The sequence below is a fragment of the Haloplanus salinarum genome (assembly GCF_024498175.1).
In the GTDB taxonomy this organism is placed as follows: Archaea; Halobacteriota; Halobacteria; order Halobacteriales; family Haloferacaceae; genus Haloplanus; species Haloplanus salinarum.
This window is the reverse complement of sequence record NZ_CP101823.1, coordinates 1,279,565-1,292,035: the sequence shown is the minus strand read 5'-3', so window position 1 is coordinate 1,292,035 and position 12,471 is coordinate 1,279,565. Positions and strand designations below refer to the sequence as shown.

The following is a 12,471-nucleotide window of genomic DNA, read 5'->3' as shown; positions in this document are numbered from 1 at the left end:
GATGCTCCCCGAAGGCACCGCTGCACCGGAGTTCACGTTGCCCGGAACTGCGATGGACGGAGACGCGAGCGAGATGTCGGAGTACTCGCTTGCCGACGCGCTCCAGCGAGGGCCGGTGATCATCAACTTCTACCTCTTCGATTTCCACCCCGAATGTACCGAACACATGTGCTCGCTCCACGATCTGCTGTGGTTCGACCTCGACGACCGAGTGACGGTGTTCGGTATCTCCACGGATCGCTCGTTCAGCCATCGAGCGTTCGCGGAGACCGAAGAACTGACCTTCGCCCTCCTCTCGGATAGCGACGGGAGCGTCGCCGAATCCTACGACGTGTTCTACGAGGAGTTCAACGGCCACAAACGGATAGCGAAGCGTTCGGCCTTCGTCGTCGACACCGACGGGACGATTCGGTACGCGTGGAGCACCGACGATCCCACCGTGCAACCGGACTTTTCAGCGGTCAAGGACGCACTCGAAGGGTTGCAGACCGTCCACTCCGACGACTGATCAGGGGTCGGTCTTGACCTTTTCGAACCTGTAACTCAGCGAATAATCAGTCTCCAGTCGCCAGTTCGATCCACCACTCTCGGCCGAACGGGTCGTCGTACGCGATGTCGAGGCGGTCGTACACGACCCGCGGAATGCCGATGTCGGCGAGAACGAGCTGTCCCGGACAGGTTCGGAGTCCCGTCTTCGGTAACGCGAGCGTGACCGTCGTCTCCGGGTGGACGGCTGCCCCGAGTGTCTCTCCGGTCGTGGCGTCGATACCGGAGGGTACGTCGAGGGAGACGACTCTCGATCCGCGTCGGTTCGTTTCCTCGACGAGGCTTCGTGCCGGATCGCGGAGCGGGCCGTCGAGGCCGTAACCGACGAGCGCGTCGACGACGACGCCGATCCGATCGAACGCCGCCAGTTCCTCGACTCCGATCTTGACCGGGATATCCGTGGCGTCGAGAATCCGATACTGCTGTGCCGCGGCTCCGGATAACGAGTCGGGGTCGCGGTCGAGGACGACAGCCACTCGAACGTCGTGGTTGTGGAGGTGTCGAGCACACGCCAACCCGCCACCGCCGTTGCCGCCGTTTCCGGCCACGACCACGGCCGGCTCCTCACCTGTCGCAGCGACTCGATGGGCCAGCGTTCGGCCCGCGTTCTCCATCATCTGGAGTAACTGTAGTCCCACGCCCTCGACGGCAACCCGGTCGACATTGCGCATCGTCTCCGCCGTCACGGCCGGAACGTGCGTCCCCGTCGCCGTCACGAACGCGTCAGTGGTCATATCGGTTCTTGGACTCTCAACCACCATTGCTGTGTGCCGTTGCGATCGCCGACTAGGGGTTACCCACGGGTTAGCTGACGCTTTTGGTAGCTCAGGTAGTTACCATTCGATACCTACTATGGTATCCCGAAAACACCGAGTGCTGTTAGTGATCGCGCTGGCCGAACTCCTCGCCATGTCTCTCTGGTTCAGCGCGACCGCTGCGGCGCCGGAGTTGGCGGCCGAGTGGGGGCTCACCGACGGCGAGACGGCGTGGTTGACTATCGCAGTGCAGTTGGGCTTCGTCGCCGGTGCGCTCCTCTCCTCGGCCCTCACGCTCGCGGACGTGATCCGACCCCGCTACCTATTTGCGGCGTCGGCCGTCGCCGGCGCAGTGTTCACGGCCGCAATCGCTGGATTCGTCACGTCGGCCGTGCCGGCCATAGGTCTCCGATTTTTGACCGGCGTCGCCCTGGCCGGGGTTTACCCCACCGGGATGAAGATTCTCGCCGGCTGGTTCGAGGAGGGCCGCGGATTCGCAATCGGCATGCTGGTCGGCGCGCTGACCGTCGGCTCGGCGCTTCCGCACCTGCTCCGTGCCGTCGGCGGCGTCGGACAACCTCGGGTCGTGCTGTACGGGGCCGCGGGCCTGTCTGTACTCGGTGGGCTGTTGGTCCTCCTCGTCGAACCGGGACCGCATCAGGCACCGGCGGCACCGTTCGATCCGAGCGCGATCGGTCGCATCCTCCGGGACCGGGGAACGATGCTGGCCAACGGTGGGTACTTCGGGCACATGTGGGAGCTCTACGCCGTCTGGACGTGGATCCCCGCCTACCTGATCGCGAGCATCGCGGCGAACGGCGGGATCAGTGACTCGTCGAGTCTCGCCTCCCTCTTGGCGTTCGGGACCATCGCCATCGGTGGTGTCGGCGCCGTCGTCGCCGGCTCGGCGGCCGATCGGTTCGGTCGAACGGGGACGACGAGCGCGAGCATGGCCATCAGCGGCGTCGCCTGTATCGCCGCGGGATTCGTCTTCGGGTCGTCGTTGCTCGTTCTCGTCCCCTTCGTCCTCGTGTGGGGATTCGTCATCGTCGCCGATTCGGCCCAGTTTTCGGCGGCCGTCTCCGAACTCGCCGAAGGGTCCTACGTCGGGACGGCGCTGACGCTCCAGACGGCCATCGGGTTCCTCCTGACGACCGTGTCGATCCAGATGATCCCGATGATCGTGGATCTGGTCGGCTGGCGCTGGGCGTTCGCGCCGCTGGCTCTCGGCCCGATTCTCGGCACGCTGTCGATGCAGCGGCTCCGGAAACTCCCCGAGGCGACGAAGCTCGCCGGCGGTCGCGGATAGAACGTCCGCTTCCGCGATATCCGTCGGAGTGCTCGTCTAGCGGCCGTTTTCGAACCTGCGAGACTGGCTGCCGGGACGCTAGCTGGCGATGGCTGCCACGTTTTCCGCGGAGCAGTTGTAATCCGATTGCACGGTCGCCGAAGCCGTATGTAACGACAGCGACGATATCGTTCGGAGGCCACCCGTGACACACCCCCTCGATCCACAGCGTTCGGACGCGAGTCAACCGGACAGCGTCGACCACGGACAGCGCCTCCACGTGAGAGACCACACCTGTGCGGTGTCGAGAGCAGTGGTGCCGAACGATACCCTCGTCAACAACGAAATTATCGTTCTCCTCCGATGAGGACGATACACGAGCCGAGAGTCGCGCGACGTCGTCGAGCGCCGAACGAGCAGAACGAAGAATGTCAGTAACCCGTAGGGACGTGTTGGAGGAACTCGAGAGACAGAGCGACGCCAGCACCGGGAAGCGAACGTCGGTCGAATCGCTCGCGGACGCGCTCGCCGTCGACGAGCGAACGGTCCGCGAACAGCTCGACGGACTGGAATCGTGCGCGCTAGCTGACATCGACGCCAACGGGCGGGTCAGAATAACCGTAACCGGTGAAGAACTCCTCGCGCTCGATCTCGACGAGATGATCGTCGTCGACGCGGAGGTGACCGATCGTGGGTGAGCGCACGGGGCAGACTTATGGATTCCGCCGTCGTCTCTGAGTACGAATGCTGGGAGTGGCCACCGATGTCTGAACACGACACGAACGAGCCGACCGAGGCGGTTCAGTACGATCCGTCATCCAGCAGGTACGACGTCTTCGAGTGTCCCGACTGTGACAACGTGGTTCTCGCGCTCGGCCGCGACGACCCACCGATGTCCTGTCACGGGGAGTCGATGCAACGCGTGACCGACTGCGATATCACCGTCAAACCACCCGACGTCAGACAGGTCCTCCTCGACGCGTTCGGCCTCCCCAAAGCCGGCCTCGACATCTGTCTCTGTGTCATCGGTGAGGGTCCACTCTCGGCGAACGAAGTCGCCGAATCGCTGGGCTACGACCGGAGCACGGTGACGCGGTACCTGAACAAACTCGTCGACATCGGTCTGCTTCGCCGATCCGAACTGAACCGTGAGGAGGGCGGCGTGGTCAACGTCTATCACTCGGTCGACCTAGAGCGGATGCGCCGCGAGACGCTGATCGGCTTCTACATCTGGGCCGGGGAGGCGGCCGCACTCATCGAGGAAGCCAACGTGACGAAACAGGACTACATGGCCGAGAATCCGGACCGCGAACTCCCGGACGTGTTCTGGGAATCGTTCCCCGACGACTGAACGAGACACGCCACCTTCGGTGGTCGTGCAACGCCGTTGCGGAGTCGCTACCCCTTATCTGATTCCGCCCGGCGTATCCCGAGTCACATGAGTGATTTCGACGTGCTCGTCATCGGCGGAGGAACCGGAAACAACGTCGCCTCGGCGGCGGCAGACGCGGGACTCGACACGGCGCTCGTCGAACCGGGACCGCTCGGCGGGACCTGTCTCAACCACGGGTGCAACCCCTCGAAGATGTTGATTCAGGCCGCGAACGCCGTCGAACACGTCCACGAGGCCGAGCGCTTCCACGTCGACGCCACGCTCGACGACGTGGATCACGCGGCCGTCGTCGACGAGATGGACGACCTGCTGGGCGGCATCGCTGCCGACATGGAGGCACGGTACCGCGAGCGGCCCAACCTGACGCTGTTCGACGAGTACACCGAGTTCGTCGACGAACGGACGGTGGCACTCGGCGGCGAATCCGTCACCGCCGACAAGGTCGTCGTCGCGACGGGGAGTCGCCCGGTCGTCCCACCCATCGACGGTCTCGACGACATCGCGTACCTCACGAGCCAAGACGCGCTCTACCGGCGCGACCTCCCGGACAGTCTCGTCATCATGGGCGGTGGCTACATCGCCGTCGAACTGGGGTACGTGTTCGAGACGATGGGCACCGACGTGTCCATCGTCGAAATGAACGACCGGCTGGTCCACCGGGAGGACGGCGACGTGGCGGACCTGTTCACGGAACTCGCGTCCGCCCGCCACGACGTGTACACTGGGCATCGTGTCACGGCCGTCGAGGCGTCGGGCGACGGCTACGCCGTCCACGCCGAAACCGAGGCCGGTGACGAACTGACCGTCGACGGGAGCGAAGTACTCGTCGCGCTCGGTCGACGACCGAACTCCGACTCGCTGAACCTCGACGCCGCCGGCATCGAGGTCGACGACCGCGGATTCGTCGAGACGAACGAGTACCTCGAGACGAGCGCGGACAACGTCTGGGCACAGGGCGACGTGGCTGGAAACGCGCTGTTCAAACACTCCGGTGACTACGAGACGCGTCACACGGTGGCGAACGTCGTCCACGATGAGCGTCGGGCGCTCGACCTCTCTGCGATGCCACACACCATCTTCACCGAGCCACAGATCGCCGGCGTCGGGAAGACCGAGGCGGAACTCGACGGTCGGGAGTACGTCGTCGGCCGGGCGGACTACGCCGACTCTGCGATGGGTCGCGCGAAGAAACTCGACGACGGCTTCGTGAAAGTGCTCGCGGCGACCGACGGGACTATCCTCGGCGCGCACGCCATCGGCTACGAGGCGTCGACCTTGCTGCACGAGGCCGTCGTCGCGATGCGACACGGCCTCACCGTCGAGGACGTCGGCGAGACCATCCACGCCCACCCGACGCTGAGCAAGGTCGTCGAAGCGGCGTTCAGAGACGCAGCGAACTGATTCGGGGGTCTACTCGTCGTCGACGATAGCCTCTGTTCCGAGGCGCCGAATGCAGTCAGCCACGGTCTCGGTGCCACTGCCAGTCGAACACGGGAACACGCCGACGAGTCGGTCGCCGGCGTAGACCGCCAGACACTGGAGCGGGAGGCGAATCACCTCCCGTCGCTCCGCCGAGACCATCGTCGACCGTTCACACCGCCCGAAGGCCGGTTCGAGGGAGTGGCCTTCGCGGTCGGCCCACGCCTCGAACTCGGCGATTCGGGTCTGGATCGGCCCCTCCTCGCTTGCGGGAGCGTCGGAAGGCGGATCGACGTACCGTCCCCAGACGCGAACCGACACGTCGTCGACGGCGCCGTCGGCTTCCAGTTCACGGAGCCGGTCGAGCACCCTCGAACGAGGACCGTCCGGCGGCGGCGCGTCTCGCATCCAGACCACGACGCGGACGGGACCGGACCGGTCCATCGTCGATCACCGCTCCTCCCTGAACTCGGCCCCCCGCCGTTCACCCTGTTCCATCAGTTCCCGGATGAACGACGGACGTCGGTCGACTTTGGTCGAACAGTGGTACGCCTCGCCCATCTCGATCCGATGAATCTCCGTCCGTTTGAACTCGCTCTCGGGCAGGTATCCCTGATCGATCCAGTCGTTCACTCGCTCGATCACCCGAAGCTCCTGGTTCAGCGAGATGTTGCCCGAGAGTTCGTTGCGGCGGTCGGCGATCTCCTCGAGCGAGGACGGTTCGCCCTCGCGCACCTGCGGGTTGATCTGGATCACCCACAACTCGTCCGGTTTGCTGGACGCCTCGACGGTCATCAGGTCGTCGATTGGCGGGTTCTGCGAGAACAGTCCATCCCAGTGGTAGTGGCCGTTGATCTTGACGGCCTCGAACAGATTCGGCACAGCGGCGGAGGCGAGGACGGCCTCCGGCGTCACGTCCTCGTTGGTGAACGTCTCGAACGTGCCTGCGTTGACGTTGACCGTCCCGACGACGAGTTCCGGAACGTCACGCCGACAGAGCGCAGGAATCTCGTCGAAATCGATGTGTGTTCGAAGGACGCGCTCGATGCGTCGTTTCCCGAGATTCGAGCCGGGATTCTGGTACGGGCTGATCTGCGGGAAGGGCAGGCCGCTGCTCTCGATCCGCGAGAGGCCGACCACCCACTCGTTCGTGACCCGGTCCGACGGGGAGTTCGCCGCGAGATCCTCCCAGAGCGCGTCGAGGAGTTCGATCGACCGCTCGGCGTCGGCGGTGACGAGCCCGTACCACGTCGCGAGCGCGTTGAACGCGCCACCGGAGGTGCCGCTGATCCCGACCAGTTCGTACTCGTCGTCCCACTCGCGGAGCAGTTCCTTCAGCACGCCGGCGGTGAAGGCCGTGTGACTCCCACCGCCCTGACAGGCGATGGCGACGTTCGTGGAGTCACTCATAGGTCGTGGTGTAGCCGCCGTCGTGGAGCATGTCGCCGCCGTTGAGGTGTTTGCCGTGGCTGGAGAAGCCGAAGACGAAGAGGTTCGCCACTTCGGCGGGTGTCATCATCTCCTTCGTCCGTGCCTGTCCGAGCATCACGTCCTCGACGACTTCCTGCTCGGAGATACCCCGCTCGGCGGCCGTGTCCTCGATCTGGTTCACCATCAGCGGCGTCAACACGTAGCCGACGCTGACCGAGAAGCCCCGCAAGGTGCCCTCACCCTCCGCGGCGATGGCGCGTGTCAGACCGGTCAGCCCGTGTTTCGCCGTGATGTACGCGGGTTTGTCTTGCGTCGCGTAGTGACCGTGGACCGAGGACATGTTGCCGATTGCGCCGACGCCATCGTCGGTCGCCCGGATGTGCGGCATCGCGAGCTTCGCAGTGAGGAACGGCGCGCGGAGCATGATATCGAGCAGGAGGTCGTACTTTGCCATCGGGAAGTCGGGGATGGAGGCGATGTGTTGCATCCCGGCCACGTTGGCGACGTACCGGAGGTCGCCAGCTTCGGCTGCAGCGTCGACCATCGCCTCGACCGCGTCCTCGTCCGTGAGATCGGTCGGGACGGGATGGACGGTTCCGGGGGCATCCACGTCGTCGGCGAGTTCGACGGTACCGTCGAGGCCGTCCTCGTCGATGTCGGCCCCGACGACCGTGAGACCGTTCGCCGCGAGCGCGACAGCCGTTGCACGACCGATTCCCGAGGCCGCGCCAGTGACGATGGCGACCGTCTCGGGGGCGAAATGCTCGTCGTCGAGGACGAGCAGGTCGGCAGCGGTCAACTCCGGTTCACGGAGGTCGAATTCGTCGGTGGACATGTGTTCATCCGAACCCACTCCACGAAGCCGTATAACCACACCTCGGCTGTGCAACGGACGGACAACGAACGTTGCTCGTTCGTGACGATAGCCAGATATCGCTGGAATCGATGCACTACGGCCCCGTTCGACGCTTTCACTCGTCCGCCGACGATTCGAGCAGGTCCAGTAGCTCGCGATTGCTGTCGTCGATCCCCTCGACTTCGTCGAGTATCATCTCCGTCTTCCGATTGGCCTCGTCGGCCATCATGGCGAGTTCCTCGGTGCTTCGGGCCTGTTGATCCGTCGCCGTCGCCACGTCCGCCATACTCTCCGATAGTTGGCCGTTGACCTCGTCAATCGCTTCGAACGTCTCGACGGCTCGAGCCGCCTCCTCACGCCCGGCTTCGGTCTGTTCGTGGACGCTCTCGATGTCGTCGACGACCCCATCGACGGCGCCGTCGATCGTCTCGACCAACGCTCGAATGCGTGCCGCCTCCTCCTGACTCTCCTCGGCGAGTGATTTCACCTCGTCCGCAACGACAGCGAATCCCTCACCCTCGTCGACGCGTGCCGCTTCGATCGAGGCGTTGAGCGCCAGCAGGTTCGTCTGATCCGCGATGTCATCGATCGTATCCACGAACTCGCCGATGTCCTCGGTGTGATCGGCGAGCGTTCCCACAGCCTCGCGAACGCCCGTCGCTCGCGTATGAATCTCTTCGATCCGTTCGCTGAGTTCGCTCGCTCTGGCACAGCCCTCCTCGGCGAGGGCGGCCGCGTCGTCGCTCTGGGTGTCGATTTCGTCCACGGAGGCGGCGATTTCCTCGACGGCCGCGCTGATGTCTCCGACCTCTCCACTCAGGTCGTCCATGTTCGACGCCTGCTGTTCCGTGAGGGACGCGATCTCCGCGGATCGGTCGGTTACGTCCGCCACCTGCGAGTGAACCTCGTCGATCACTGCGGCATCCCCGCGATCCGACCCGGCGCTGCTCGCCTCGGCACACGCCGCACTGATCGCAGCGATGTCGCGGCTCGTTAGTCGCCGAAGCTCGACCGCGTCGACCGACTGGAGTCGTTCCCCGCGTTCGATCAGCTGAGACTGTATCGCCACCAGTAGCTTCGAGAGCGTCTCGGATCGGACGTCGTGTTCGACACAGTACTGGGCGAACTCCCGTCGCGTTCGGTCGGTCCCGTCGGCGAGAACCGACGTGAGATACTGGGTCACGGCGGAGTCGAGGAGAGCTTCGGATGCACGACCCTCGCGCTGTAGTTCCCCGGACAGTACCTCGGTGACGAACGCCTGCCGTTGCTCCGGATCGTCGGGGACGAGCGTCGACAGGCCCGAGCGGTCGCGTTCGGAACGAGTCGTGGAACTCATCTCAGCCGTAGGTGCGTTCGAGGTGGGTCACGATGGCGTCGCTGTCGGCGAGCCAGCCGTCGTCGAGCGACGGATCGAACAGCACCGGAACGCCCCGTTGTCCGGTGCGTTCGTGAACCTCGTCGCGGTCGGTGTGCTTGTCCGGCACCACCGTCTCGTCGTAGTCGACGCCCAGTTCCTCGAGTTTGTCCCGCACCTTCTTCGAATACGGACAGTCCTGCCTGTCGTACAGTTCCAGACGGCTCATCACGGCACGACCTGCGGTGGGAGTTTCATTAACGATACCGTGGGTGTGTGAATCGATTACACGAGCCGGCGTGCGAGAGACAGAGCCCGAGAGCACTCGAACACCATATCGAAGCTCACGCGAGCAGTTCGCTCGCGAGGACGATCAGACCGACGCCGACGAACACCACCCCGAGTGCCCGCTCCATGAGGTCGCTGGGAAGGTACTTTCCGATCCGGGTTCCAACCGTCCCGCCGATGAGGACGCCGGGGATCGACCACGCAACGACGTACCAGACCGGCGTCGCCGCGAGTGCGTGAACGATAGCCCCGGCCAGCGCAGCGATAGCGAGGACGAACACGCTCGTCGCGATCGCCACGCGAGGGGGAAGTCGACACCGGACGATGAGTTGTGTCGTCGTGATCTCGGGAAGCCCGGCGCTGATGAGGCCCGTGACGAACCCGCCGACGGTGGCCAGCATGACTCCGGGCAGTCGCCAGCAGGTATCGTAAGTGAAGGTCGCGCCATCGGCCGCCTCGACGACCGTCGTACCCCGGCCCGCGTTCTTTCGTTCGAGGAACTCGTTTTCTTCCTCGCCGGGAACGCACTCTTCCGGCGGGTCGTGGAGGCCGAGGAAGGCCCCGAGTCCGAGGAGGCCGACGCCGAATGCGAGCGTCAGGAGCGTCGTCGGAACGTAGTGCGCGGCGAGTGCGCCAACGACGACGGACGGGACGGCACCGAGGAGAAGCCACTTCGCCGTCGCGTAGTCGACGACGCGCTGCCGGACGTAGTTCAGGAGGCCGTTCCCCATGCCGAACACCTCGGTCATGAGCCCGGCACCGATGGCCTGCGCCGGCGACAGGCCGACGACGAGAATGAAGAAGGGGCTGAAAAAGAGGGCACCCGAGACGCCCGAGGAGAGCGCGATCATCGAAAAGAGGATCGATGCCGGGAACACCCACCAGTGCGCGAGGAACTGATCGACGGGAAACCCGGCGGGAAACGGGAGACTCGCGAGTAGCGATCCAGCCGTCCCGACATCGAGTGTTCCAAGCGCGACGAGCGGAACCCCCACTCCGAGTACAGCGACGAGGTGCCCAGCACCGACGGCGCGATCATCCATCATGTATGTCACCGGGAGTTCATCGAGCAGTCACGCGTCATCGAATAACTCCGCCACGGTGTCAGGATCGGGATGCCAGCCGACGAACTCGCCGCCTTCGAAGGGCAGATCGACGGACGCAATGTAGTTGCACAGGCCGACGTAGAAGTCGACGAGGAGGCCGATCGCGACGATCTCCGCCGACGAGTAGTGTCGTTCCAGCGCGTCGTGGATGGGGCCGGTCACGTTCCCCGATTCGACTGCGCGGGCGTACTGGAGCAGGACGAACTCCGCGTCGTCGAACGGCGAGAGGTCGTTGCCCCCGATCGCTCGCATCTCCTCGATGGTAACGCCCTTGTCGCGGGCGATGTCGACGTGCTGGTGCCACTCGTATCGGGCGCCGCGTGCTCGCGCCACGGTGAGGATGACCAGTTCCTTGCGACGCTGACCGAGCTGTTCGTACAGCGTGTTCAGATACTCGAGCGTCGCCTGGAGAATTTCGGGGTTGTGCGCCCACACCCGGAAGATGTGGCGGTCACCGAGGTAATCGTCCGTGAACAGGTAATGGTACTCTTCCGGAATCTCGTCCAGTTCGAGTAGTGGTAGTCGTGACATTGGTTTCGTCTATTTGTGGTGTGATTGGTTACGATACTATCCAGTGATTCACGCGAGGATGCCGGTCCCCAGGAACCCGACGAGGACGACGCCGTAGACCCTGTGAAGGATCATTCCCGGCGTGGCGTGGTCGTTCGGTTCGCCACCAGCGAATTTCTCGACGAGAGCAGCCGTCGGCTGTGAGCCGCCATCGCCTGGCATCATCATTACGGCGGTCATGACGATCGTCGCGAGCAACCCACCGGCCAAGCCAGCGGTGATCGAGGCCATGAGACGGTGTACGGTACGACAGACGTGTATTAAACCGAAGCGCGGGCGTTTAACGCCGGCACACACTCGGGATAGTACGTTTAGATCCCCCACCGACGGTCGTCGTATGGCTGTAGACCAGCAAGCGTACGAAGTCGTCGTCGTCGGTGGCGGACCAGCGGGGCTGTCGACGGCACTGTACAGCGTGCGACTTGGGCACGAAACAGCACTCGTCGACCGTGGCGGGGGCCGGGCAGCGATGATGAAAGACGTTCACAACCTCGTCGGAACGACCGAAGAGACGAGCGGGATGGAGCTCCTGCAGATCGGGAAGGAGCAACTGGAGGAGTACGGCTGTACGGTACTCTCGGATCGAATCGGATCGGCCGGCCGGACTGACGACGACCGGTTCCGCCTGTGCGGCACCGACGTGGACTACGTGGCCGACGCGGTCGCGCTGGCGACGGGCATGAACGACGTGCGACCGGACCCGCCGCTCCCTCGAACCGGTCGCGGGCTCCACTACTGCCTCCACTGTGACGCACACATGTTCGCGGACGAGTCCGTGTACGTGATGGGGTACGGCGAGAGCGCGGCCCACGTCGCTGCAATCCTGCTCAACTTCACCGACGAGGTCGACCTACTGACTCGGGGTGACGAGCCAGCGTGGAGCGACGACACCGACGAGATGCTCGACACACATCCGATCGACGTGATCCACGAGGACGTGACCGGTGTCCAGAACGGGAGCGACGGATGGCTGAAGGCGCTGGAATTCGAAGGGGGAGCCGTCCGCGAGTACAAGGGTGGCTTCGCGCTGTACGGCGCCGACTACAACAGCGGGCTCGCGACCGACCTCGGCTGTGAACTGAACGACGACGGGACCGTGGAGGTAGACGACCACGGGCGAACGAGTGTCGACGGCGTCTACGCGATCGGCGATCTCACACCCGGGCACAACCAGGTGCCGATCGCGCTAGGAGACGGCGCGAAAGCGGGGATTTCGATCCACTGGACGTTGCGGGATTTCCCGCGAGATCCCGACCTCGTCGAGGAACAGGGGCCCGTTCGAAGCGACGAAGTGCCCGGGATGCCGGACGAACTCCTCGAACAGGCCACCGAGTTCCACACGTACGATTAGGTGTGTGAGTCCGTCGTCGATCCCCGCGGCGGTCGCCACACCGCGGAACCCCGGCGAGGATGCGAACCGATCGATCTCGTGCAACGGTGCCGCACGCCTGCCGGGCCTATATAC

General features: G+C 64.5%; 15 protein-coding genes. 6 read left to right on the top strand and 9 right to left on the bottom strand.

The genetic code is table 11. The features are described 5' to 3' along the window. The first annotated feature begins 1 nt into the window (after window position 1). Complete coding sequence (locus NO364_RS06800) at window positions 2–508, top strand: redoxin domain-containing protein (RefSeq protein ID WP_257628874.1); 507 nt, start codon at window positions 2–4, stop codon at window positions 506–508. Window positions 509–554: 46 nt separating this feature from the next. Here NO364_RS06800 and NO364_RS06795 read toward each other — a convergent pair whose 3' ends face one another. Further along, window positions 555–1,280 carry an NAD(P)H-hydrate epimerase gene (locus NO364_RS06795; RefSeq protein WP_257628873.1) on the bottom strand — a complete coding sequence of 242 codons (726 nt, stop codon included), beginning with the start codon at window positions 1,278–1,280 and terminating at the stop codon, window positions 555–557. A gap of 118 nt (window positions 1,281–1,398) precedes the next feature. Here NO364_RS06795 and NO364_RS06790 point away from each other — a divergent pair, with 118 nt between their 5' ends. From NO364_RS06790 to NO364_RS06775, 4 genes are all read left to right on the top strand, one after another. Next, entirely contained in the window at window positions 1,399–2,610 is a 1,212-nt protein-coding gene (locus NO364_RS06790) for an MFS transporter (protein ID WP_257628872.1), read from the top strand. Between the two features lie 407 nt (window positions 2,611–3,017). Continuing rightward, the gene (locus NO364_RS06785) at window positions 3,018–3,287 is read left to right on the top strand and encodes a hypothetical protein (protein ID WP_251328535.1); all 270 of its coding nucleotides are present in this window, start codon (window positions 3,018–3,020) and stop codon (window positions 3,285–3,287) included. Between the two features lie 65 nt (window positions 3,288–3,352). Beyond that, complete coding sequence (locus NO364_RS06780; protein WP_257628871.1) at window positions 3,353–3,940, top strand: helix-turn-helix domain-containing protein; 588 nt, start codon at window positions 3,353–3,355, stop codon at window positions 3,938–3,940. Window positions 3,941–4,027: 87 nt separating this feature from the next. Continuing rightward, on the top strand, window positions 4,028–5,383 hold the full coding sequence (locus NO364_RS06775) for a dihydrolipoyl dehydrogenase family protein (RefSeq protein ID WP_257628870.1): 1,356 nt from the start codon (window positions 4,028–4,030) through the stop codon (window positions 5,381–5,383). A 9-nt stretch (window positions 5,384–5,392) separates the two neighbouring features. On the opposite strand, the gene NO364_RS06770 is transcribed toward NO364_RS06775, so the two are convergent. From NO364_RS06770 to NO364_RS06735, 8 genes are all read right to left on the bottom strand, one after another. Then, entirely contained in the window at window positions 5,393–5,845 is a 453-nt protein-coding gene (locus tag NO364_RS06770) for an HTH domain-containing protein (protein ID WP_157688153.1), read from the bottom strand. Window positions 5,846–5,851: 6 nt separating this feature from the next. Beyond that, on the bottom strand, window positions 5,852–6,811 hold the full coding sequence (locus NO364_RS06765; protein WP_257628869.1) for a patatin-like phospholipase family protein: 960 nt from the start codon (window positions 6,809–6,811) through the stop codon (window positions 5,852–5,854). Then, window positions 6,804–7,667 carry an SDR family oxidoreductase gene (locus NO364_RS06760; protein WP_257628868.1) on the bottom strand — a complete coding sequence of 288 codons (864 nt, stop codon included), beginning with the start codon at window positions 7,665–7,667 and terminating at the stop codon, window positions 6,804–6,806. The genes NO364_RS06765 and NO364_RS06760 overlap by 8 nt, the downstream gene beginning before the upstream one ends. Before the next feature lie 136 nt (window positions 7,668–7,803). Beyond that, the gene (locus tag NO364_RS06755) at window positions 7,804–9,024 is read right to left on the bottom strand and encodes a methyl-accepting chemotaxis protein (RefSeq protein ID WP_257628867.1); all 1,221 of its coding nucleotides are present in this window, start codon (window positions 9,022–9,024) and stop codon (window positions 7,804–7,806) included. 1 nt (window position 9,025) lies between these two features. After that, window positions 9,026–9,271, bottom strand: a complete 246-nt coding sequence (locus NO364_RS06750; protein ID WP_157688157.1) for a glutaredoxin family protein — start codon at window positions 9,269–9,271, stop codon at window positions 9,026–9,028. A 115-nt stretch (window positions 9,272–9,386) separates the two neighbouring features. Next, complete coding sequence (locus tag NO364_RS06745; protein ID WP_257628866.1) at window positions 9,387–10,373, bottom strand: sulfite exporter TauE/SafE family protein; 987 nt, start codon at window positions 10,371–10,373, stop codon at window positions 9,387–9,389. Window positions 10,374–10,403: 30 nt separating this feature from the next. Then, window positions 10,404–10,967 (bottom strand): carboxymuconolactone decarboxylase family protein, encoded by a 564-nt coding sequence (locus NO364_RS06740; RefSeq protein WP_257628865.1) that lies wholly within the window; start codon window positions 10,965–10,967, stop codon window positions 10,404–10,406. 48 nt (window positions 10,968–11,015) lie between these two features. Then, on the bottom strand, window positions 11,016–11,237 hold the full coding sequence (locus NO364_RS06735) for a hypothetical protein (protein ID WP_257628864.1): 222 nt from the start codon (window positions 11,235–11,237) through the stop codon (window positions 11,016–11,018). 106 nt (window positions 11,238–11,343) lie between these two features. On the opposite strand from NO364_RS06735, the gene NO364_RS06730 reads away from it, so the two are divergent. After that, window positions 11,344–12,357, top strand: coding sequence for an NAD(P)/FAD-dependent oxidoreductase (locus NO364_RS06730; RefSeq protein WP_157688161.1), 1,014 nt, complete (start codon window positions 11,344–11,346; stop codon window positions 12,355–12,357). Window positions 12,358–12,471 lie beyond the last annotated feature (114 nt).